This window comes from Caulobacter sp. HJHS_5 (genome assembly GCF_056683955.1).
This window is the reverse complement of the sequence record NZ_JBWZNC010000007.1, coordinates 198,502-218,799: the sequence shown is the minus strand read 5'-3', so window position 1 is coordinate 218,799 and position 20,298 is coordinate 198,502. Positions and strand designations below refer to the sequence as shown.

23 protein-coding genes are annotated in these 20,298 nt (G+C 69.5%); 16 read left to right on the top strand and 7 right to left on the bottom strand.

Annotation, left to right across the window (positions count from 1 at the left end; all coding sequences use genetic code 11):
* Nucleotides 1-38 precede the first annotated feature (38 nt).
* Nucleotides 39-845 (top strand): CAF17-like 4Fe-4S cluster assembly/insertion protein YgfZ, encoded by an 807-nt coding sequence (gene ygfZ, locus ACFLIT_RS15175; protein WP_479912091.1) that lies wholly within the window; start codon nt 39-41, stop codon nt 843-845.
* Here ygfZ and ACFLIT_RS15170 read toward each other — a convergent pair.
* On the bottom strand, nt 842-2,038 hold the full coding sequence (locus tag ACFLIT_RS15170; RefSeq protein WP_479912090.1) for an MFS transporter: 1,197 nt from the start codon (nt 2,036-2,038) through the stop codon (nt 842-844). The two genes, ygfZ and ACFLIT_RS15170, sit on opposite strands and share 4 nt — an antisense overlap.
* A gap of 165 nt (nt 2,039-2,203) precedes the next feature.
* Here ACFLIT_RS15170 and ACFLIT_RS15165 point away from each other — a divergent pair, with 165 nt between their 5' ends.
* The 6 genes from ACFLIT_RS15165 (at nt 2,204) to ACFLIT_RS15140 (ending at nt 6,248) form a co-directional block, all read left to right on the top strand.
* Entirely contained in the window at nt 2,204-2,662 is a 459-nt protein-coding gene (locus tag ACFLIT_RS15165; RefSeq protein WP_479912089.1) for a hypothetical protein, read from the top strand.
* Nucleotides 2,655-2,864, top strand: coding sequence for a helix-turn-helix transcriptional regulator (locus ACFLIT_RS15160; RefSeq protein ID WP_479912088.1), 210 nt, complete (start codon nt 2,655-2,657; stop codon nt 2,862-2,864). The genes ACFLIT_RS15165 and ACFLIT_RS15160 overlap by 8 nt, the downstream gene beginning before the upstream one ends.
* Before the next feature lie 17 nt (nt 2,865-2,881).
* Nucleotides 2,882-3,472 (top strand): DNA-3-methyladenine glycosylase I, encoded by a 591-nt coding sequence (locus tag ACFLIT_RS15155; protein ID WP_479912087.1) that lies wholly within the window; start codon nt 2,882-2,884, stop codon nt 3,470-3,472.
* On the top strand, nt 3,472-4,131 hold the full coding sequence (locus ACFLIT_RS15150) for a ribonuclease HII (protein WP_479912086.1): 660 nt from the start codon (nt 3,472-3,474) through the stop codon (nt 4,129-4,131). Before ACFLIT_RS15155 ends, ACFLIT_RS15150 begins: the two co-directional genes overlap by 1 nt.
* 88 nt (nt 4,132-4,219) lie before the next feature.
* Entirely contained in the window at nt 4,220-5,302 is a 1,083-nt protein-coding gene (locus ACFLIT_RS15145) for a DNA methyltransferase (protein WP_479912085.1), read from the top strand.
* Between the two features lie 85 nt (nt 5,303-5,387).
* Nucleotides 5,388-6,248 carry a class I SAM-dependent methyltransferase gene (locus ACFLIT_RS15140; RefSeq protein WP_479912084.1) on the top strand — a complete coding sequence of 287 codons (861 nt, stop codon included), beginning with the start codon at nt 5,388-5,390 and terminating at the stop codon, nt 6,246-6,248.
* A gap of 2 nt (nt 6,249-6,250) precedes the next feature.
* On the opposite strand, the gene mutY is transcribed toward ACFLIT_RS15140, so the two are convergent.
* Nucleotides 6,251-7,321: an A/G-specific adenine glycosylase gene (gene mutY / locus ACFLIT_RS15135; protein ID WP_479912083.1), complete on the bottom strand. Its 1,071-nt coding sequence runs from the start codon at nt 7,319-7,321 to the stop codon at nt 6,251-6,253.
* A 21-nt stretch (nt 7,322-7,342) separates the two neighbouring features.
* Between mutY and ACFLIT_RS15130 the strand changes: the two genes are divergently transcribed.
* The 4 genes from ACFLIT_RS15130 to ACFLIT_RS15115 all read left to right on the top strand — a co-directional run bounded on the left by ACFLIT_RS15130 (nt 7,343) and on the right by ACFLIT_RS15115 (nt 12,793).
* Nucleotides 7,343-7,888: a DUF721 domain-containing protein gene (locus tag ACFLIT_RS15130; protein ID WP_479912082.1), complete on the top strand. Its 546-nt coding sequence runs from the start codon at nt 7,343-7,345 to the stop codon at nt 7,886-7,888.
* An 84-nt stretch (nt 7,889-7,972) separates the two neighbouring features.
* Complete coding sequence (locus ACFLIT_RS15125) at nt 7,973-8,596, top strand: thioredoxin domain-containing protein (protein WP_479912081.1); 624 nt, start codon at nt 7,973-7,975, stop codon at nt 8,594-8,596.
* Nucleotides 8,597-8,709: 113 nt separating this feature from the next.
* Entirely contained in the window at nt 8,710-9,336 is a 627-nt protein-coding gene (locus ACFLIT_RS15120; protein WP_479912080.1) for a DsbA family protein, read from the top strand.
* A gap of 16 nt (nt 9,337-9,352) precedes the next feature.
* Nucleotides 9,353-12,793: an AAA family ATPase gene (locus ACFLIT_RS15115; RefSeq protein WP_479912079.1), complete on the top strand. Its 3,441-nt coding sequence runs from the start codon at nt 9,353-9,355 to the stop codon at nt 12,791-12,793.
* A gap of 67 nt (nt 12,794-12,860) precedes the next feature.
* On the opposite strand, the gene ACFLIT_RS15110 is transcribed toward ACFLIT_RS15115, so the two are convergent.
* Nucleotides 12,861-13,214: a DUF6481 family protein gene (locus ACFLIT_RS15110; RefSeq protein WP_479912078.1), complete on the bottom strand. Its 354-nt coding sequence runs from the start codon at nt 13,212-13,214 to the stop codon at nt 12,861-12,863.
* A gap of 329 nt (nt 13,215-13,543) precedes the next feature.
* On the opposite strand from ACFLIT_RS15110, the gene ACFLIT_RS15105 reads away from it, so the two are divergent.
* From ACFLIT_RS15105 to ACFLIT_RS15085, 5 genes are all read left to right on the top strand, one after another.
* Complete coding sequence (locus tag ACFLIT_RS15105) at nt 13,544-13,900, top strand: AtpZ/AtpI family protein (protein ID WP_479912077.1); 357 nt, start codon at nt 13,544-13,546, stop codon at nt 13,898-13,900.
* A gap of 5 nt (nt 13,901-13,905) precedes the next feature.
* Nucleotides 13,906-14,697 (top strand): F0F1 ATP synthase subunit A, encoded by a 792-nt coding sequence (locus ACFLIT_RS15100; protein ID WP_479912076.1) that lies wholly within the window; start codon nt 13,906-13,908, stop codon nt 14,695-14,697.
* A 46-nt stretch (nt 14,698-14,743) separates the two neighbouring features.
* Complete coding sequence (locus ACFLIT_RS15095; protein WP_479912075.1) at nt 14,744-14,968, top strand: F0F1 ATP synthase subunit C; 225 nt, start codon at nt 14,744-14,746, stop codon at nt 14,966-14,968.
* 72 nt (nt 14,969-15,040) lie between these two features.
* Nucleotides 15,041-15,610 (top strand): F0F1 ATP synthase subunit B family protein, encoded by a 570-nt coding sequence (locus tag ACFLIT_RS15090; protein WP_479912074.1) that lies wholly within the window; start codon nt 15,041-15,043, stop codon nt 15,608-15,610.
* The gene (locus tag ACFLIT_RS15085; RefSeq protein ID WP_479912073.1) at nt 15,611-16,126 is read left to right on the top strand and encodes a F0F1 ATP synthase subunit B family protein; all 516 of its coding nucleotides are present in this window, start codon (nt 15,611-15,613) and stop codon (nt 16,124-16,126) included. It abuts the gene before it with no gap.
* Nucleotides 16,127-16,325: 199 nt separating this feature from the next.
* On the opposite strand, the gene ACFLIT_RS15080 is transcribed toward ACFLIT_RS15085, so the two are convergent.
* The 4 genes from ACFLIT_RS15080 to gcvH all read right to left on the bottom strand — a co-directional run bounded on the left by ACFLIT_RS15080 (nt 16,326) and on the right by gcvH (nt 20,298).
* Nucleotides 16,326-16,763 carry a PGPGW domain-containing protein gene (locus ACFLIT_RS15080; RefSeq protein WP_479912072.1) on the bottom strand — a complete coding sequence of 146 codons (438 nt, stop codon included), beginning with the start codon at nt 16,761-16,763 and terminating at the stop codon, nt 16,326-16,328.
* A gap of 119 nt (nt 16,764-16,882) precedes the next feature.
* A complete protein-coding gene (gcvPB, locus tag ACFLIT_RS15075) occupies nt 16,883-18,451 on the bottom strand; it encodes an aminomethyl-transferring glycine dehydrogenase subunit GcvPB (protein ID WP_479912071.1) in 1,569 nt (522 codons plus the stop codon).
* Nucleotides 18,448-19,803, bottom strand: coding sequence for an aminomethyl-transferring glycine dehydrogenase subunit GcvPA (gcvPA, locus tag ACFLIT_RS15070; RefSeq protein ID WP_479912070.1), 1,356 nt, complete (start codon nt 19,801-19,803; stop codon nt 18,448-18,450). The genes gcvPB and gcvPA overlap by 4 nt, the downstream gene beginning before the upstream one ends.
* Before the next feature lie 129 nt (nt 19,804-19,932).
* Complete coding sequence (gene gcvH, locus ACFLIT_RS15065; protein ID WP_479912232.1) at nt 19,933-20,298, bottom strand: glycine cleavage system protein GcvH; 366 nt, start codon at nt 20,296-20,298, stop codon at nt 19,933-19,935.

Here is a 20,298-nt window from a genome sequence, read left to right as displayed (position 1 = left end):
CCCTGGCGTGCGAGCGCAAGGGGAGCCATGTGTCCGAAATGACTCAGCTTACCGCCCTGCCCAGCCGCGCCGTCATCGCCGTCAGCGGCGAGGATTGGCGATCCCTGCTGCAGGGACTGCTGACCCAGGACGTCGAGACCCTGGCTCCGGGCGAGTTGCGCTTCGGCGCCCTGCTGACGCCGCAGGGGCGGCTGATGTTCGATCTCTTCATCCTCGGGCGGGACGACGGCTGCTGGCTGGACGTGCAGGCGTCTCAGCGCCTCGACCTGCTGCGCCGGCTGATGATGTACCGCTTGCGCGCCAAGGTGAGTCTGACCGAGAGCGACGCCCGGGTCTTCGCCCGCTGGGACGGCGTCGCGGGCGACGGCTGGATCACCGACCCGCGTCTTCCGGCGCTCGGCCTGCGGGCCTACGGCCTCGACCTCGAAGCCCCCGACGACGAGGCGGCCTACGACGCCCACCGCCTGGCGCTCGGCGTGCCCGGTCCGGCCGACTGGGCGGGCGAGACGACCTATCCCATCGAGGCGAACTTCGACCTCCTGAACGGCATCGACTTCAAGAAGGGCTGCTTCGTCGGCCAGGAGACCACCAGCCGCATGAAGCGTCGCGGCCAGGTGCGCTCGCGCATGCTGCCCATCGCCTTCGAAGGCCCGCCGCCGGCCTCGGGCGCGGAGGTGCTGACCGAGAAGGACATGCGCGCGGGCGAAGCGCTCTCGGGCGTCGAAGGCCGGGCGATGGCGCTGCTTCGGCTGGACCGCATCGAGGGCGCGGCGCTGAGCGTCGACGGTCGTCCGGCGCGCCCCGAAAGGCCGGAGTGGATTCCGCAGGCGCCGCCGACGAGCTAGCGGGCGACCGCGAGCGGCGAGACGCGGTCGTCGATCACCGCCAGACCCCACACCACCAGGCCGGCGAGCGCCAGGCCGCAGCCGACCCAGCCGGACGAGGCCCAGCCGTAGCCGGCCGAGATCGCCAGGCCCGCCAGGAACGGGCCGAGGGCGTTGGCCGTGTTGAAGGCCGAATGGTTCAGCGCCGCCGCCAGGGTCTGGGCCTCGCCGGCCACATCCATCAGCCGGGTCTGCAGCATGGCCCCGAGGCCGCCGCCGCAGCCGATCATGAAGATCGTCGGCAGCAGGGTCCAAAGGCTGTGCACCGTGAACGGATAGACGGCCAGCCAGACGGCGCTCCAGATCAGCACGATGGCGGCGCCCGGCATCGGCGCCCAGTCGGCCAGACGCGCGCAGATCAGGGTGCCGATGGTCATGCCCAGGCCGAAGACGGCCAGCGCCATCGGCAGGGTGGCGGGCGCGGCGTGGGTCACCTCGAGCAAGGTAGAGGCGAGGTAGGTGTAGACGCCGAACAGGCCGCCGAAGCCGATCGCCCCGATGGCCAGGGTCAGCCAGACCTTGCGATTGCGCAGCGCGTTCAGTTCGCGCAGCGGGTGGGCGTCGGCGTCCGCCGGTGTGCGCGGCGCCAGGATGTAGACCGCGGTCGCCGTCGACAGCGCCAGGATGGCGACGATGGCGAAGCCCCAGCGCCAGCCCGCCCACTGGCCGATGGCCGTGGCGAAGGGCACGCCGATGATCGTCGCCACGGTCAGGCCCATCATGACCATCGCCATTGCCTGGGCGCGGCGGTTCTGGGGGACGAGCGAGGCGGCCACCAGGGCGGCGACGCCGAAATAGGCCCCGTGCGGGAAGCCGGCGATGAAGCGGAACAGCACCAGGGAATGGAAGTTCGGGGCTAGGCCCGAGAGCCCGTTGCCGAGGGCGAACAGAACCATCAGCACCACGAGGATGATCCGGCGCGGCAGCCTGGCGGCCAGCACGGCCAGCACCGGAGCGCCCACCACCACCCCCAGCGCATAGGCGCTGATCGCGTGACCCGCCGTCGGCTCGTCGACCCGCAGGTCGGCGGCGAAATAGGGCAGCAGGCTCATCGAGGCGAACTCGGTCGTGCCGATGGTGAAGCCGCCGAGCGCCAGGGCCGCCAGAACCAGAGCGAGATGAGGCGACCGCGGGGGCGCAGAATCGAGGGCCATGCGGCCGACCTTTCGGAGACTTGCTGCGATGCAGCATCGCTCAGCTAGGCCCGCGGGTTGCTCCCGTCAACGGCGCGGCGACGAAGTTTCGGCGACGGCTTGACAGCATGTAACGCATAGGTGACATGTAACCCATAGGTGACAACGCACCCAGGAACCGCCGCCATGGCCGAGACCAAGACCCCCGCTGAGATCGCCGAGCGCCTGCAGAAGCGCCGCCTTGTGCTGATGACGCTGTTCCCCTGCCTGTACCTGTCGCAGGAGGTCCCATTCTGGATTCACCGCATCGGCGGCGGCGCCCCGCTGCGCAACGTCGATAAGGTCCAGATCGGCGCCTACGTCTTCTGGGCCCTCGCCCTGCTGGTCCTGCTGGCCACCGGCGGCGGTCTCGCCCGGTCGAAAGCAGTTCGCGAGCTGCTGTCGGATGAGTCGACCCGCGCCCATCGCGGCCAAGCTTACGCCGCCGGCTTCTGGACGGTGATGCTGGCGTGCGCGGCGCTGTATATCGTCTCGATGTTCACGACCGTGACGCCGCCCATCCTGCTGCATTTCCTGCTGACTCTGGGTGTCGTCGTCCCCTGCCTTACCTTCGTCGCCCTCGAACGCCGCGCGCTCCGTGGCTGAGCCGGCGCTGATCTCCAGCCTTCGGGAACTGCGCACCGAGGCGGGCCTGACCCAGGCCGAGCTCGCCGAGCGCGTGGGCGTCACCCGCAAGACGATCAACACGGTGGAGAACGGGGTGTTCATCCCCTCCACCGTGCTGGCCCTGAAGCTCGCCCGGGCGCTGGGAAAGCCGGTGGAGGCGCTGTTCCGACTGCCGGATTAGCCCGCTATCCTCGGCCAATGACGACTCAATGCGTGCGCTGCGCCTGGTACGGGATGAACGGCGATCCCGTGTACGAGCACTACCACGACACCGAATGGGGCGTGCCCGAGCGCGATCCGCAGAGGCTGTGGGCGAAGCTGGTGCTCGACGGCTTCCAGGCGGGGCTGTCGTGGATCACCATCCTCAAGCGCCGCGACGGCTTCTACCGCGCCTTCGACAACTTCGACCCCGACAAAATCGCGGCCTATGGCGCCGAAGATCGCGCCCGCCTGATGGCCGATCCCGGCATCATCCGCTCCAACGCCAAGATCGACGCCGCCATCTCCGGCGCGCGGCTCTACTGCCAGATGCGCGATGCGGGCGAGGATTTCGCCGAGTTCTGCTGGAGCGCGGTCGATGGCCGCACCATCCAGAACGAATGGACGGGCCGGGGCGATGTTCCGGCCGCGACGCCTGAGGGGGACGCCCTGTCCAAAGCCTTGAAAAAGAAGGGCTTCAAGTTCGTGGGGCCGGTAATCGTCTACGCCTTCATGCAGGCGACGGGGCTGGTGAACGACCACGTCGTGACGTGCTTCCGTCACGCGGAATGCAAGGCTATGAGCGCCTGATGGCCAAAGGTCCCACCATGATCCTCGAGAAGGCGTGCGGCGACGTGCTCGTCTGCGGCGTCGACGAGGCGGGACGTGGGCCCTGGGCCGGGCCGGTCAGCGCGGGCGCGGTGATCCTCGATGCGAGGAAGCTCCCGAAAGGTCTGGACGACTCCAAGAAGCTCAGCGCCAAGGCGCGCGCCGCCTTGGAAATCGAGATCAAGGAAAAGGCCATCGCCTGGGGCGTCGGCTTCGCCAATGTCGCCGAGATCGCCGAACTGAATATCCTGCACGCCTCCGGCCTGGCCATGTGTCGCGCCATCGAGGCCATGGCTGTGAAGCCGGACTTCGCGTTGGTCGACGGCAACTATCGCTTCAACCTGCCCTGCGAGGTGAAGACCGTTGTCGGGGGCGACGGCAAGTCGAAGTCGATCGCCGCCGCCTCGATCCTGGCCAAGACGGCCCGCGACCGGCTGATGACCGAGATGGACGACCTCTATCCCGGCTACGGCTTTTCCGGACACAAGGGCTACCGCGCCGCCGTCCACGGCGAGGCGCTGCTGCGCCTTGGCCCCTGCCCCGAGCATCGCCTCGGCTGGGGGCCGGTGAAGCTGGCGCTGATGGGTCTCGACCCCATGCAGGCGTGGAACGACGCCGTGCAGGGCGATCTGGAACTCTGAGCAAGTAAGGTTTTGCTAACCACGTTGGTGAACCGGTCGTTCACCACGCGGACTCATGATTCAGCTTCGAGTCCTTCGGAGCGTACCCATGACTTTCGGGCCGGAAACCATCATCGCTGGCGACTGCCTGGCCGAATTGGCCAAGCTGCCCGACAAGTCGATCGACCTCGTGTTCGCCGACCCGCCCTACAACCTGCAGCTGGGCGGCGATCTGCATCGTCCCGACAATTCCAAGGTCGACGCCGTCGACGACCACTGGGACCAGTTCGAGAGCTTCAAGGCCTATGACGAATTCAGCCGCGCCTGGCTGAAGGAGTGCCGTCGCGTGCTGAAGGACGACGGCGCCCTGTGGGTGATCGGCAGCTATCACAACATCTTCCGCGTCGGCGCGATGCTGCAGGACCTGGGGTTCTGGATCCTGAACGACGTGGTGTGGCGCAAGTCCAACCCGATGCCGAACTTCAAGGGCACGCGGTTCACCAATGCGCACGAAACCCTGATCTGGGCGTCGAAGGGCGTCGGCGCCAAGCGCTACACCTTCAACTACGACGCCATGAAGATGGCCAACGACGAGGTGCAGATGCGGTCCGACTGGACCCTGCCCCTGTGCACCGGCGAAGAGCGCCTCAAAGGGGCCGATGGCGCCAAAGCCCATCCGACCCAAAAGCCGGAAGCCCTGCTCTATCGCGTGATCCTGTCCTCGACCAAGCCGGGCGACGTGATCCTCGACCCGTTCTTCGGCACCGGCACCACCGGCGCGGCCGCCAAGCGCCTGGGCCGCCGGTTCATCGGCATCGAGCGCGAGCCGGAATACCTGGCCGTGGCCAAGGAGCGGATCGCCAAGGTCGTCCCGATCGCGCCTTCCGAACTCGACGTCATGGGCTCCAAGAAGGCCGAACCGCGCGTGCCGTTCGGCCGCGTAGTCGAGGCCGGCCTGCTGCAGCCGGGCGATACCCTCTGGTGCCCCAAGGGCCAGCGCGCCGCCCGCGTGCGCGCCGACGGCAGCCTGGCGGTGGGTGACCTCGTCGGCTCGATCCACAAGGTCGGCGCCATGATCGACAACGCCCCCAGCTGCAACGGCTGGACGTATTGGCGCTTCAAGACCGACAAGGGCTTCGCCCAGATCGACGTGCTGCGCGACAAACTGCGGTCGGAGATAGCGGCGGCCTAAGCCACCGTCTAGCCGGTTACAAAACGTCACTCGACGGCAAGACGGACGGCGAGGATCATCGCGACCAAATCCAGGGAGCGAAACCATGCGTCATCTGCCCGGCATCGCCGCCGTGGCCCTCGCGGCCATCCTCGCGGTCCCCGCGGTCGCCCAGAACCCGGCTTCGACGCCGGCGGCCGATCCCGCCCTTCGCACAGCCACCGCCGCTTCGCTACGGTCGGACGCCAACAAGGCGCGCGACGGAGCCCGACATCCGGTCGAAACCCTGCAGTTCTGGGGCGTGAAACCCGGCGCCACGGTGCTGGAGATCAGCCCCGGCGGCGGGTGGTGGACCGAGATCCTGGCGCCGTACGCCGCCAAGACCGGCGGCCGCTACATCGCCACCGGCCCGATCATCGAAGGCCCAGGCTCCAGCGATCAGTCGCGCACGGCCCACGCCAACTTCGTCAAGCGCTACGCGGACACGGCCACCTACGGCAAGGTCGAGGTCGTGCCGTTCGGAACCCAGGTGAAGGGCCTCGGCCCCGACAACTCCGTCGACGTCGCCTTCACCGCCCGCAATATCCACAACTGGATGGGTCAGCCTGGCCGGGTCGACGCGGTGTTCGCTGATCTCTACCGGGTGGTGAAGCCGGGCGGCTACCTCGGCGTGAAGGACCACCGCGCCAACCCCGGCCAGATGAAGCCGGGCGCCAGCGACGGCTACGTCTCGGAGGCCTACGTCATCGAGGCGGCGACCAAGGCCGGCTTCGTGCTGGACGCCCGCTCGGAGATCAACGCCAACCCGAAGGACACCAAGGACCACCCCTTCGGCGTCTGGACCCTGCCGCCGACCCGCAACACCGCCCCAATGGGCCAGCCGGCCAATCCGCAGTTCGACCGCACGAGGTATGAGGCGATCGGCGAGAGCGACCGCATGACCCTGCGGTTCCGCAAGCCGGCTTAAGGTCAGCTGAAGAGGTCGGTCGCCAGGCCCAGGCGGGCGGCCTTGAGGAAGACGCTCGGCAGGCCCTCCAGCCCCGCGACAGCCGTCCATTCACCCTGGCATTCGGGGAAACCTGGCCAGTCGCCCTCGGCCCGCATGACCTTCAGGCCGAGGGCGAAGTGGGTGAAGACGTGCTCGATCTCGCCAACGTAGCGCCACCTCGCAGCCAGCGGCGCAACGACCTTCGCCTCCGCCTCGCTCCACGGCTCGGACCGCCAGTCTGTGGTCGGCAGACCGAGCATCCCGCCGAGCAGCCCCTTGGGCGGGCGTCGCACCAGGGCGATCTGGTTACCTTGGGTGAGCACATAGGCGACACCGTGCCGCCGGGGCCGCGCGGCCTTGGCGGTCTTGCGCGGATAGGTCTCCGGCGCGCCGGTCGCGAAGCCGGCGCAGAAGGCGGTCAGTGGGCAGCGGCCGCACAGCGGCGACTTCGGCCGGCAGACGGTGGCCCCGAGGTCCATCAGGGCCTGCGCCCAGTCGCCGGGCCGATCGTCGCCGACCAGATCACCAGCCAGGCGGGCGAGCTCCAGCTTGGCGGCGGGCAGCGGCGTCTCGACGGCGAACAGCCGCGCCATCACCCGCTCGACATTGCCGTCGACCACATTGGCCGCCCGGTCGAAGGCGATGGCCGCCACCGCCGCGGCCGTATAGGCGCCGACGCCCGGCAGCGCGCGCAGGCCCGCCTCGGTGTCCGGAAACACGCCGCCGTGCCGCTCCGCCACGGCGCGGGCGCAGGCCAGGAGGTTTCGGGCGCGGGCGTAGTAGCCGAGGCCCGCCCAGGCGGCCATCAGCTCGGCGTCGGGCGTCGCCGCCAGGTCCGAGACCGTCGGCCAGCGCTGGGTGAAGCCGAGAAAATAGGGCGTCGCATGCGGCGTGGTGGTCTGCTGCAGCATCACCTCCGACAGCCAGACGCGATAGGGATCGGGCCGCGAGCCGGCCCGCCGCTCGGCCGGGCCGATGCGCCAGGGCAGGACGCGGGCCTCGGCGTCATACCAATCGAGAAGGGCGCGGCGCAGCGCCGGGACGTCGGTCATGGGGGCTGATATATAGATCCGATGCGTCGCCGCCGCCCCCTGCCCAGCGCTGAAGAAGCCCTCGCCATCCTGAGGGCCCGGCGCACGCGGCCGGCGATCCGCCCGCCGCCGCCGATCGGGCGTTCCATAGCCCCCATCATCAAGAAGTTCGACGAGCGGTTCGGTCAGGGCGCCGGCGCCCTGCAGACGCGGTGGAAGGAGATCGTCGGCGAGACCCTGGCCAAGCGCACCGAGCCGGTGAAGCTGGTCAAGGGGCGTGGCGGCGCGGGCGGGGCGCTGGAATTGCGCGTCGACGGCCCCGTGGCCGCCCTGATCCAGCATCAGGCGCCGATGATCATGCAGCGGCTCGACCTCCTGCTCGGCCAGGGCGTGGTCACCCGGCTGCGCATTATCCAGGGCCCAGTGAAGGCCGTCGCCGCCGCGCCGCCGCGACCGCGCCGCAAGGGCCCGCTCGACGCCGCCAAGGAAAAGGCTCTGGCCGACGGCCTCGCCGAGGCCCCCGACGGGGCGCTGAAGGCCGCCCTCACCCGGCTCGGCCGCGAAATCCTGCGACGAGACGGCGATTGACAGCCTGGCCCGCCGACGCTTTCAGCCATGAAACAGCCGCATCCCTGGGCCCCAGGGACTGAGCTTCACCTTGGAGACGCCTCTATGCGGGTTTCCCGCCTCGTTCTGTCCGCCGCCCTCGGCGCGACCCTGCTGACCGGCGCCGCCTCGGCTCAGAGCTTCACCGTCGCGCCCGACGACATGACCCTCGGCGCCGCCAAGGCCAAGGTGACGGTGATCGAATACGCCTCCACCGCCTGCCCGCACTGCGCCGCCTGGCACAGCGAGGTGTGGCCCGCCTTCAAGAAGAAGTACGTCGACACCGGCAAGGTGACCTTCGTCTATCGCGAGTTCATCACCGCCCCGCCGGCGCTGGCGGTGGCCGGCCCGGCCCTTGCCCGCTGCGCGGTGGCCAACAGCAACGGCGAGAAGGCCAAGTACTTCGCGGTGATCGACAAGGCCTTCGACGTCCAGGCCGAAATCTACGCCGGCGGCGACGCGCGCGCCGCGTTGCTGAAGGCCGGACAGGCCGGCGGCCTGACCGAGGCGCAGTTCGACGCCTGCCTGACCAGCCAGGCCAATTTCGACGCCGTGACCAACCGGGTTCAGAACTACGCCGAGCGCGACAAGATCGACTCCACGCCCACCTTCGTCGTCAACGGCAAGCCGATCGAGGGGGAGCAGGATCTTGCGGCCCTCGACGCCGCCATCGCCGCGGCGGGGAAGTAGACTCCGCCCCCATTGACTCCCCTGCGGCGAAGCGTCTTCTGCCGCCTTCAATCGGCCCCATCCGACTCCAAGGGAATCGGGGTTAGATCACTGTTCGCTCACTGGGAGGCCCCATGCGCTCGACCACCCGTCGTCTCGCCCTGACCGCCGCCGTGGCCCTGATGGCCACCGCCCTTGTCGCCTGCAACAAGACGGGCGGCGCCGGCGCTTCGGCCGAGGACATGACCCTGGGCGATCCGAACGCGAAGGTGACGGTGATCGAATACGCCTCGCCCTCGTGCTCGCACTGCGCGCGCTGGAACGCCGAGGTGTGGCCCGCCTTCAAGGCCAAGTACGTCGACACCAACAAGGTGCACTACGTGTTCCGCGAGTTCATCACCGAACCCGCGCAGTACGCCGCCGGCGGCGTCCTGCTGGCCCGCTGCGCCGCCAAGGACGACAAGGCCAAGTACTTCAGCGTGATCGACGCGGTGTTCCACGCCCAGGACGAGCTGTTCACCACCGGCGATATCCGCGGCCCTCTGCTGCGCGTGGCCCAGTCGACCGGCATGACCGAGGCTCAGTTCAACGCCTGCGTCGCCGACGAGGAGGCCATCAAGGCCCTGAGCGCCCGCGTGCAGAAGAACGGCGAGGCCGACAAGATCGACTCCACGCCGACCTTCATCGTCAACGGCGTCAAACTGGTCGGCGAGCAACCGTTGGACAAGCTGGACGCCGCCATCGCGGCCGCCTCGAAGTAAGGAGCCGCCTCCCGCCGTGCACTTCCAGAGGCTGCGCCTTACCGGGTTCAAGTCCTTCGTCGAGCCGACCGAGTTTCGGATCGAACCTGGACTCACGGGCGTGGTCGGGCCGAACGGCTGCGGCAAGTCCAATCTGCTGGAAGCCCTGCGCTGGGTGATGGGCGCCAACTCCGCCAAGGCCATGCGGGCCGACGGCATGGACGAGGTGATCTTCGCCGGCTCCGGCAATCGCCCGAGCCGCAACCACGCCGAGGTGGCGCTGACCATCGACAACACCGATGGCGCGGCGCCGGCGGCCTTCCCCGATCCGGTGCTGGAGGTGATCCGGCGCATCGACCGGGGCATGGGCTCGACCTACAAGGTCAACGGCCGCGAGGTGCGCGCCCGCGACGTGCAACTGCTGTTCGCCGACGCCTCGACCGGGGCCAACTCCCCGGCCCTGGTCCGCCAGGGCCAGATCAGCGAGCTGATCGCCGCCAAGCCGCAGAATCGCCGCCGCATCCTCGAGGAAGCCGGCGGGGTCTCAGGCCTGCATACCCGCCGCCACGAGGCCGAGCTGCGCCTGCGCGCCGCCGAGACCAACCTCAACCGGCTGGACGACGTGGCCCGCGAGCTGGAGCAGGCGCTCGGCCGCCTGCGCCGCGAGGCCAGGGCGGCCGAGAAGTACAAGCGCCTTTCGGCCGAGATCCGCGCCGTGCAGGGCGCCGCCCTCTACGCCCGCTGGAACGAGGCCCGCACCGCCCTGGTCGCCGCCCGCGAAGAGGCCGAGACCATCAGCCGCCGGGTCGAAGACACCGCCCGCGAAGCCGCCGCCGCCCAGACCGCGGCCCTGGCCGCCGAGGAGGCGATCAAGCCGCTGCGCGAGGAAGAGACCGTCGCTGCGGCGGTGCTCAACAAGCTGGCCATCGACAAGGACCGGCTGGAGCGCGAGGCGGAGGCCGCCGAGGCCGAGGTCGCCCGCCTGACCGCCGATCTGGCCCGCATCGACGCCGACGCCGCGCGCGAGACGCAAGGCCGCGAGGACGCCACCCAGGCGCTGGACCGTCTGACCGGCGAGATCGCCGCCCTGGACGCCCAGATCGCCGACGCCCCTGAGCGTGAGCCGGCCCTGGCCGCCGCGCTCGCGGAGGCCGAGACCGAACGCGCCCGCCTGGACGCGGAGGTGGAATCCATCGCCGCCGCCGTCGCCGCCGACCAGGCCGTGCGGCGCGCGGCCGAGCAGCGGGTCGAGGAGGCGCGCGCGCGCCTGTCGCGCACCGTGCGGGCGTTGGACCAGGCCAAGGCGGAACGCGCGGCCCTGGGGCCGGACGTCAATCCTCAGCTGGCCGAGGCGCGCGGCAAGTTCGACGCCGCCCTCGAAGCGCTGCGCGCCGCGCGCGCCGCGCTCGAAGCCGCCGAAGCCGACCGGGCGGCGGCGGCCGCCGCCGAGGCCGAGGCCCGCACCGCCGCGCGTAAGGCCGAGGATGAACTCGGCCGCATGAAGACCGAGGCCCGCGGCCTCGCCCAGATCGCCGCGCCGCGCGCGCGCAGCGCCTATCCGCCCGCGCTGGACGCGGTCAATCCGCAGAAGGGCTTCGAGGCGGCCCTCGCCGCCGCCCTGGGCGATGACCTCGACGCCGCCCTCGACGCCCGCGCCGCCGCGCACTGGAAGGGCGGAGACGCCAAGCCTCCGGCCTGGCCCGACGGGGTCGAGCCGCTGGGTCCGAAGGTCAAGGCCCCGCCGGAACTGGCCGCGCGCCTGGCCTTCACCGCCCTGGTGAAGCGTGAGGACGGCGATCGTTTGCAAAAGGCCCTCGCGCCCGGCGCCCGCCTGGTCTCCCGCGAGGGCGACCTGTGGCGCTGGGACGGCTTCGTGGCCCGAGCCGAAGCCCCCAAGCCCGCCGCCGTGCGGCTGGAGCAGCGCGCTCGCCTGGCCGAGATCGAGGCCGAAATCGACCGTCGCGCGCCGCAAGCCGAGGCCGCCGGCAAGGCGCACCGCGACGCCGCCGGACGCCTGAACGCCGCCGAGACCGCCCTTCGTGACGCCCGCCGCGGCCCTGTCGACGCCGAGCGAATTCTAGGTTCTGCCCGCGAGGTGGTCGAACGCCTGGACCGCGAGGCCAGTCGCCGCGACGCTCGAGCCCAGTCCCTCGACGAAACCATCGCCCGCTTCGACGCCGAAAGGCTGGAGGCGGAAGAAACGCTGAACGTCGCGCAGGCGGCCGCCGATGGTCAGGGCGCCCCGCAGGATCAGACGTCGATCCTGGCCGAGGCCCGCATCGCCGCGGGCAAGGCCCGCGAGGCCGCCGCCAGCGCCCGGACGGCCCTCGATGTCGAGCGACGCGAACGGGCCGGCCGCGCCAACCGTCTGGAGAGCCTCACCCGCGACCGCGACGACTGGCGTCGCCGCGCCGAAGGCTCGGGCCAGCGCATGGAAGTCCTGACCGCCGATCGCGCCAAGGCGGACACGGCCCTGCTCGCGGCCCGCGACGCGCCGAACGCGCTGGACGGCAAGATGCGCGACCTGCTCGACCAGTTCAGCGCCGCCGAGGCCCGTCGGGCCAAGTCATCCGACGCCCTGGCCTCAGGCGAGGCGCTGCGCGCCGAGACCGACCGGGCCGCTCGCGCCGCGGACGCCGCCGCCGCCGAGGCCCGCGAGCGCCGCGCGGGCGTCACCGCCCGCCTGGAGGCGGCCGGCGAACGACTAACCGAAGTGACCGAGCGCGTTCGCGAGACCGCTCGCGTCGAACCGGAAGCCCTGGGTAAGCAGTTGGCCGAGGAAGCCATCGCCATTCCGCCGGACGCCGCCGGCATGGAAGCGCACCTCTACGCTCTTGAGCGCGAACGCGACGCCATCGGCCTGGTGAACCTGCGCGCCGAGGACGAGGCCAAGGAGCATGGCGCCCGCCTGGAGGCGATGCGCACCGAGCGGGCCGATCTCAACGCCGCCATGGTCAAGCTGCGCGAGGGCATCGAGAGCCTGAACGCCGAAGGCCGTGAGCGCCTTCTGGCCGCCTTCGAGGTGATCAACGAGCACTTCCGCACCCTGTTCGCCGCTCTGTTTGGCGGCGGCCAGGCCGAGCTGCGCCTGATCGAGAGCGACGATCCGCTGGAGGCCGGCCTGGAGATCTACGCCTGCCCGCCGGGCAAGCGGCTGTCGACCATGAGCCTGATGAGCGGCGGCGAGCAGGCGCTGACCGCCTCGGCCCTGATCTTCGGGGTGTTCCTGGCCAATCCGGCGCCGATCTGCGTGCTCGACGAAGTCGACGCCCCGCTCGATGACGCCAACGTCGAGCGCTACTGCAACATGCTGGACGAGATGCGCCGCCGCACCCAGACGCGCTTCATCGCCATCACCCACAATCCGGTGACCATGAGTCGGATGGACCGTCTGTTCGGCGTGACCATGGCCGAGCGCGGCGTCTCGCAACTGGTCAGCGTCGACCTGCAGACCGCCGAGCAATTGGCGGCCCAGTAGGCGCAAAGAAAAACCCCCGGGCCGCGAGGACCGGGGGCTTTCAAAAAATCTCAGTCGGCGGACCGGCTCAGCCGCGGCGCATCGCGGCCTTGGCTTCACGCTTGGCGCGGGCTTCGGCCTTGATGGCGGCCTTGCGATCCTTGCGTTCCTGGCGCTTCAGCTCGAGCTGAGCTTCCTCATCATTGAGCAGGGCCTCGGCGCGAGCACGCTCGGCCTCCTCCTTGGCGAGGCGGGCAGCTTCCTTTTCGGCGGCGCGTTGGGCGCGGAAGGCTTCGGCCTTGGCGGCCTTTTCCTGCTCGCGGCTGACGAAGTTCTCGGCCTGGACGGTGGGCTTGCTCACCATCTTCGCGAGAAGGGCCTTCTTGGCCTCGATGGCGGCGGTGCGACGGTCGTTGAAGTCAGGTGTCTGGAACAGCGGCATTCGGCTTTCGAGTAGTGTGGACGGATTGTGTTGAGAACGCCCTAGGGCGGCGCCGGCGTCCTAAGCCCAGAATCGAGACAGAAGCAACCGTGCGCGGCCGCCCATGTGGGTGCGCGAAGCCCATTCCGCAAGGTGAGACGCGCGGTCGCAACAGTCGAACAGAGTCGCCCGCTGCCCGCCGGGCCGCTCAGAAGCCCCACGAAGTTTCAGGAAAATCAGCAACTTAAGCATCCCTCCACCAGCCTTGACGCCCCGCCCCCTCGTCTATAGGTTCCGCCGCGATCCGGCCGGCGGGGTTTATGCCTCTCCGGAACTCATGTTGCACGTTCATGGCTCCTGCTGATGACTCGCGCGAAGAGGCGCTCCGGCGTCTCGACGAGCAGGCGAAGGCTTTAGGGGCTCGGGTCCAACGCCCGACGACGTCGCACGCCGGTGAACAGGCCGTCAGTCAGGCCTACCGCATCATCGCCGAGCTCCTCGGCGGCGTTCTGGTGGGACTGGCGGCGGGGTTCATCGTCGACCGAGTGTTCGACACCACGCCGTGGGGGCTGATCGGGGGGGTCCTGATTGGTTTCGCGCTGTCGATCTGGATGGCGAGACGTACGGCCAACCGCCTGATGGCGCTGGCGAAACAAGATTCGGGACCGCTTCCCTCGGTTCCGTTCGATGACGACGAGGAATCCTAGCGCCGATGGCCGCTAACGACCCGATCCACCAGTTCCAGATCGAAAAGCTCGTCGACTTCGGGACCGTGAACCTTCCCGTGTTCGGCCGCAGCGAGCTGGCCTTCACCAACTCCCACCTGGCCATGACCCTCGCCTTCGTGCTGGTGGTCGGCTTCCTGTCGCTGGTCACCGCGCGCATGCAGGTGGTTCCGGGCCGGATGCAGGCCGTGGGCGAAACCCTTTTCGGCATGATCGATAACCTCGCGGAATCGATCATCGGTCACGACGGCAAGAAGTACTTCCCGTTCGTGTTCACCGTTTTCATGTTCATCCTGGCGATGAATATGTTGGGCCTGTTGCTGACGTTCACCGTCACCGCCCAACTGGCGATCACCGCCGCCTTCGGCCTGATGACGATCCTGCTCGTGCTGGCCGTGGGCTTCATCAAGCACGGGCTTGGCTTCTTCAAACTGTTCGTGCCTTCCGGCGTGCCGATCGTGCTGCTGCCGGTCATCGTGGTCATCGAGTTCGTGTCGTTCCTGCTGCGGCCGGTCACCCTCGCCCTTCGTCTGTTCGGCAACATGCTGGGCGGCCACGTGGCGATGAAGGTGTTCGCCGGCTTCATCGTGGCCCTGGGCGGGCTCGCCGCCGGCGGCGGCCTCGGCCTGTTCGGCATTCCCGGCGCGGCCCTCTCGCTCGGCATGGTCGTGGCGCTGACGGCCCTGGAATGCCTGGTGGCCTTCCTGCAGGCGTTCGTCTTCGCGGTGCTGGCCTGCATCTACCTCAACGACGTGGTCAATCTCGGCCACGGCCACTGACCTCCCGTTTCAGACCTACCTACCCATCCAGAAATAGAGAGAATCCATGGAACTCGAAGCTGCTAAGCAAATCGGCGCCGGCCTCGCGACGCTCGGCATGATCGGCGCCGGCATCGGCGTCGGCAACATCTTCGGCAACTTCCTGTCGGGCGCCCTGCGCAACCCGTCGGCTGCCGCCAGCCAGATCGGCAACCTGTTCGTGGGCGCGGCGCTCGCCGAAGCCCTGGGCATCCTGGCCTTCGTGCTCGGCATCCTGCTGAAGTTCGGCTGATCCAAGACGGTGACGCGGGCTGGCGCTCTCGCCTGCCCGCGCGACGTTCTTTGATCCGGAGTTGAAACCCGAATGACCGCTCAGACCGATCCCGCCGCGACCCACACGGTCGAAGGCGGCGAACACGTCGAGACGACGGGCGCCGAGCACAGCGCGGGCCTGCCGCAGTTCCAGTTTCAACACTGGGCTGGGCAGATCGGCTACCTGCTCATCCTGTTCGTCATCCTCTACATCCTGATGTCGAAGGTGTTCGCTCCGCGCGTTCGCCGCGTTTTCGACGAGCGGGAAACCACCATTCGGGACGCCCTGACCAGCGCCCGCGAGGTGCAGGCCCAGGCGGAAAGCCAGGCTGAAGGCGCCAAGCGCGCCCTGGCCGAAGCCCGTTCCGCCGCCCAGAAGACCGCCGCCGACGCCGCCGCCAAGAGCTCGGCCGAGGCCGCGACCCGCCGGGCGGCGCTGGACGCCGAACTGGCTGAAAAGCAGGCCGCCGCCGAGGCGCAGATCCGCTCTGCCCGCAACACGGCCATGCAGCAGCTGACCACCGTCGCCACCGACGCCGCGGAAGCCATGATCGAGAAAGTCACCGGCGTGAAAGCGTCGCGCGACGCGATCGCCGCCGCCGTGACCAGTCAGGGACAATAGATGCCCGCCTTTTTCGAAGCCGAGTTCTGGAACCTGGCCAACCCCGAGCTGTGGGTCGGCGTCGGCTTTATCGTGTTCCTTCTCGTCGCCGGCATGATGGGCGGCTTCAAGGCGGCCGCGGCCGGCCTCGACGCCAAGGCCGGCGCGATCAAGGCCAACCTGGACGACGCCGCCCGCATCCGCGCGGAGGCCGAAGCCCTGCTGGCCGACATCAGCCGCCAACGGGCTGACGCCGAGGCTCAGGCCAAGGCGGTGATCGCCGCGGCCAACGACCAGGCCAAGCGCCTGGAAGCCCAGGCCAAGGCCGACCTCGAAGAGACGGTGGCCCAGCGCACCCGCCTGGCCGAGCGCCGCATCGAGACCGCTCAGCTGGAAGCCGTGGCCCAGGTCAAGAGCGCCGCCATCGACCTGGCCGCCCGCGCGACCGAGCAGGTGCTCGCCGCCCGCCTTACCGGCGGCAAGGGCGACCCGGCCATCGACGACGCGATCGGCCAGATCGGCGCGAAGCTGCAGTAGGCTTCGCGCAAGATCGAGACCGATAAGGCCGCCCTTCAGGGCGGCCTTTTTGTTTGGTCATTCCAGCTCCGGACAGTTGTCATCCTGAGCGGGCCGTAAGGCGGCCCTGTCGAAGGACGCACCGCTGCACCGCCTTGCGTGCTTCGACACGCGCCGGCCGGCGCTGCTCAGCATGACGAACTCGGGTGGGGCGGAAGCCTTACGCCGCCTTGGCGGCCGCCCGGCGCTTCAGCGCCTTGCGCCAGCGCACCGCGCGGCGCCAGCTCTTCGGCACCACCAGCTTTTCCATCCGCAAGGCCTGCTGCCAGGCCACCGGGAAGACCTCCGGCTCGCGACGCAGCAGGCGGCGCAGCGGGAACACCACCTTGGGATGGGCGCGCTGGAAGCGGATGAACTGCTTGCGGGCCCGGAAGCTGTTACGCAGCACGATCATCAGGCCGAGCACCACGATCGGCAGGCCCATGGGCCCGGGCAGCGGCGCGATCAGAACCCCCGCGATCACGATCAGCAGGCCGACAATCACCAGCGCAAAGCGCAGCACGCGAAGAAGCGCTTCGCGAACGAAGACATCTCTTTCGGTCAGGCGGACGCGCGGCATGGCGAAGGTATAGGACATCGGGGCGACAGACGGGGACATGCGCTCAGCGTCGCTTCAACGAACGAAGCTACGCCGCGCGCCTGTTGATATGAGAACGCGCCTCAGGGGCGTAAAGGCGCCACTCCACCGTTATTTGACGCTAGCCCTCGCCGCCGATGCTATTCGGCCGCCTGTGCCTCCGCCGCAACAGGCGCCCATCGCAGGCGTGGTTTTCGCGCCGCAAGCGTCTCATCGAGACGGCGCAGCGGGGCCATCACCGGCGCGGCGCGGAAGCGTTCGGCCTCGCCAGCCTTGGCGGCTGTCGCCAGGCGGCGCATCGCCTCGACGAATCGGTCGAGTTCCTGCTTCGGCTCCGTCTCGGTCGGCTCGATCAGCATCGCGCCGTGGACCACGAGCGGGAAGTACATGGTCATCGGGTGGAAACCCTCGTCGATCATCGCCTTGGCGAAATCGAGCGTGGTGACGCCCGTGCCTTCCAGCCAGCTGTCGTCGAACAGGGCCTCGTGCATGCAGGGACCATCCGGGAAGGCCGGGCTCATCAGGTCGCTGAGCCGCGCCTTCAGATAGTTGGCGTTGAGCACCGCGTCCTCGGAGGCCTGCTTCAGCCCGTCGGCGCCGTGGCTGAGCATGTAGGCGTAGGCGCGCACATACATGCCCATCTGGCCGTGGAAGGCGCACATGCGGCCGAAGGCGGCTTCGGCTTCGGCGTCCGGCGTCTCCTGCAGGCGATAGCCGTCGTCGTCGTGCACGATCCAGGGCGTCGGGGCATGGGGCGCCAGGGCCGCCGACAGCACCACCGGCCCCGCGCCCGGACCGCCGCCGCCATGGGGCGTCGAGAAGGTCTTGTGCAGGTTGATATGCATGGCGTCGACGCCGAGATCACCCGGGCGCACCCGGCCGACGATGGCGTTGAAGTTGGCGCCGTCGCAGTAGAAGTAGGCGCCCGCGGCGTGGGTCAGGCGGCTGATCTCGAGGATGTCGCGCTCGAACAGGCCGCAGGTGTTGGGGTTGGTGACCATGATCGCCGCCACGTGGTCGCCGAGCTTGGCCTCCAGGTCGGCGAGATCGACGCGGCCATCGGCGGTCTGGGCGATTTCCACGACGGTGTAGCCGCAGAAGGCCGCCGTGGCCGGGTTGGTGCCGTGGGCGCTGGTCGGGGCCAGCACCGTCTTGCGATGCCCCTGCCCCTTGGCCTCGTGGGCCGCGCGAATGGCCAGCAGGCCGCAGAGCTCGCCGTGGGCGCCGGCCTTCGGCGTTAGGGCGACGGCGGGCATGCCGGTCAGGGTCTTCAGCCAATGCGCCAGGCGGTCCATCAGGGCCAGGGCGCCCTGCACCGTCGACTGCGGCTGCAGCGGATGGATGTCGGCGAAGCCGGGCAGGCGCGCCATCTTCTCGTTGAGGCGCGGATTGTGCTTCATGGTGCACGAGCCGAGCGGATAGATCGCCAAGTCGATGGCGTGGTTCTTCTGGCTGAGGCGAACGTAGTGGCGGACGGTCTCCGGCTCGGAGAGGCCCGGCAGGCCGATGGGGGCGCTGCGCACCAGGCCGCCCAGGGCGTCGAAGCCGGCCAGGTCGTCGCCGACATCGGCCAGGTCGACTCCGGTCTTGTCCCAGCCGTCCAGTTCGAACAGCAGGGCTTCGTCCTGCAGAAGACCGCGCCCGCCCGGTTGATGCTCGCTGTCCACCGCTTCGGGGCGGGTGGGTCGGCCGACGGCGTTCATGCTCATTGGTTCAGCTCCGGAGCGCCGAGGACACGCTTCAGCGAGCGCGCCAGGATTTCGATTTCGGTGTCGGTGTTGGTCTCGGTGACGGCGAGCAGCAGCACGTCGTCCATGCCGGTCCCAAGACGCGAGAACGGCACGCCCGCCAGCAGCCCGGCCTGGGCCGCCAGCTCGACGATGTGGGCCGCGTTGTGCGGCAGGCGCACGGCGATCTCGTTGAAGTAGCGCGGGGTCAGCACCTCGACGCCGTCGATGCCCGAGAGGGCGGTGACCAGCTTGCGGGCCTTGGCGTGATTGATCGCCGCCAGGCGGCGCAGGCCCACCTCGCCCAGCAGGGTCATGTGGATCGAGAAGGCCAGGGCGCAGAGGCCCGAGTTGGTGCAGATGTTCGACGTCGCCTTGTCGCGACGGATGTGCTGCTCGCGGGTCGACAGCGTCAGCACGAAGCCGCGGCGGCCCTCGGCGTCCACCGTCTCACCGCACAGGCGGCCCGGCATCTGGCGCACGAACTTGTCGCGGGTGGCGAACAGCCCGACGTAAGGGCCGCCGAAGTTCAGGCCGACGCCGATCGACTGGCCCTCGGCGACGGCGATGTCCGCCCCCATCTCGCCCGGCGACTTCAGCAGGCCGTAGGACACCGCCTCGGTGGTGACCACCACCAGCAGCGCCCCGGCCGCGTGGGCGGCTTCCGCGATCTTGGAAACGTCGGTGACCGTGCCGAAGACGTTCGGCGTCTGCACCACCACGCAGGCGGTGTCGGCGTCGATGGCCTCGATCACCGCCGCTTCGGCGTCGATGGCCGTCGGCATGCGCGCGGTGGCCACGCCCGCCGCGTGGGCCAGGGTCTCGGAAGTTTCAATGTAGTGCGGGTGCACCCCGCCGCTGAACACCGCCTTCGACCGGCGGGTGACGCGGGCCGCCATCATGACCGCCTCGCCGGTGGCCGTGGAGCCGTCGTAGAGCGAGGCGTTGGCCACATCCATGCCGGTGAGCGCCGCCACCTGGGTCTGGAACTCGAACAGCATCTGCAGCGTGCCCTGGGCGATCTCGGGCTGGTAGGGCGTGTAGCTGGTCAGGAATTCGGAGCGCTGGATCAGGTGATCCACCGTCGCCGGAACGTGATGGCGATAGGCCCCGGCCCCGCAGAAGAACGGCGCCGACCCGGCCGAATGGTTCTTGGCCGCCAGCTGGCTCAGCTCGCGCTCGACCTCCATCTCCCCCGCATGGCGCGGCAGGTCCACCGGCCCCTCGCGCCGCGCCGCCTGGGGCACGTCGACGAACAGCTGATCCACATGGTCGACACCGATGACGCCGAGCATTTCGGCGCGATCGTGCGGGGTAAGCGGGAGGTATCTCATCGAGTTTCTCCCCCTTCCCCCTTGATGGGGGAAGGGTCGGGGATGGGGGTGATGCGGCGTCGGCGGGTCTGACTCGGCAGTCACCCCCACCCCTGCCCCTCCCCCATCGAGGGGGAGGGAAAGCCAAAATCAGAGCGTCTGCAGGAAGTCTTCGTAGGCGGCGCGGTCCATCAGGGCGGCGACCTCGGCCGGGTCGGCGACCTTCAGCCTGGCGAACCAACCGCCGGCCTCGGGCACGGCGTTGACCGTCTCGGGCGCGTCGCCGAGCGCGGTGTTGGCCTCGACCACCTCGCCGCCGACCGGGGCATAGACGTCGGAGGCGGCCTTGACACTCTCGACCACGGCCAGGCCGTCGCCGGCCTTCACGGTCTTGCCGACTTCCGGCACCTCGACGAACACCACGTCGCCGAGTTGGTCGGCGGCGTAGGCCGTGATGCCGATGGTCGCGACGTCGCCGTCGAGGGCGACCCACTCGTGGTCCTTGGTGAAACGCAG

Coding starts and splice junctions, on each gene's coding strand:
- ygfZ (WP_479912091.1), top strand. CDS start 39: ATGACTCAGCTTACCGCCCTGCCCAGCCGCGCCGTCATCGCCGTCAGC.
- ACFLIT_RS15170 (WP_479912090.1), bottom strand. CDS start 2,038: ATGGCCCTCGATTCTGCGCCCCCGCGGTCGCCTCATCTCGCTCTGGTT.
- ACFLIT_RS15165 (WP_479912089.1), top strand. CDS start 2,204: ATGGCCGAGACCAAGACCCCCGCTGAGATCGCCGAGCGCCTGCAGAAG.
- ACFLIT_RS15155 (WP_479912087.1), top strand. CDS start 2,882: ATGACGACTCAATGCGTGCGCTGCGCCTGGTACGGGATGAACGGCGAT.
- ACFLIT_RS15150 (WP_479912086.1), top strand. CDS start 3,472: ATGGCCAAAGGTCCCACCATGATCCTCGAGAAGGCGTGCGGCGACGTG.
- ACFLIT_RS15145 (WP_479912085.1), top strand. CDS start 4,220: ATGACTTTCGGGCCGGAAACCATCATCGCTGGCGACTGCCTGGCCGAA.
- ACFLIT_RS15140 (WP_479912084.1), top strand. CDS start 5,388: ATGCGTCATCTGCCCGGCATCGCCGCCGTGGCCCTCGCGGCCATCCTC.
- mutY (WP_479912083.1), bottom strand. CDS start 7,321: ATGACCGACGTCCCGGCGCTGCGCCGCGCCCTTCTCGATTGGTATGAC.
- ACFLIT_RS15130 (WP_479912082.1), top strand. CDS start 7,343: ATGCGTCGCCGCCGCCCCCTGCCCAGCGCTGAAGAAGCCCTCGCCATC.
- ACFLIT_RS15125 (WP_479912081.1), top strand. CDS start 7,973: ATGCGGGTTTCCCGCCTCGTTCTGTCCGCCGCCCTCGGCGCGACCCTG.
- ACFLIT_RS15120 (WP_479912080.1), top strand. CDS start 8,710: ATGCGCTCGACCACCCGTCGTCTCGCCCTGACCGCCGCCGTGGCCCTG.
- ACFLIT_RS15110 (WP_479912078.1), bottom strand. CDS start 13,214: ATGCCGCTGTTCCAGACACCTGACTTCAACGACCGTCGCACCGCCGCC.
- ACFLIT_RS15105 (WP_479912077.1), top strand. CDS start 13,544: ATGGCTCCTGCTGATGACTCGCGCGAAGAGGCGCTCCGGCGTCTCGAC.
- ACFLIT_RS15100 (WP_479912076.1), top strand. CDS start 13,906: ATGGCCGCTAACGACCCGATCCACCAGTTCCAGATCGAAAAGCTCGTC.
- ACFLIT_RS15095 (WP_479912075.1), top strand. CDS start 14,744: ATGGAACTCGAAGCTGCTAAGCAAATCGGCGCCGGCCTCGCGACGCTC.
- ACFLIT_RS15090 (WP_479912074.1), top strand. CDS start 15,041: ATGACCGCTCAGACCGATCCCGCCGCGACCCACACGGTCGAAGGCGGC.
- ACFLIT_RS15085 (WP_479912073.1), top strand. CDS start 15,611: ATGCCCGCCTTTTTCGAAGCCGAGTTCTGGAACCTGGCCAACCCCGAG.
- ACFLIT_RS15080 (WP_479912072.1), bottom strand. CDS start 16,763: ATGTCCCCGTCTGTCGCCCCGATGTCCTATACCTTCGCCATGCCGCGC.
- gcvPB (WP_479912071.1), bottom strand. CDS start 18,451: ATGAGCATGAACGCCGTCGGCCGACCCACCCGCCCCGAAGCGGTGGAC.
- gcvPA (WP_479912070.1), bottom strand. CDS start 19,803: ATGAGATACCTCCCGCTTACCCCGCACGATCGCGCCGAAATGCTCGGC.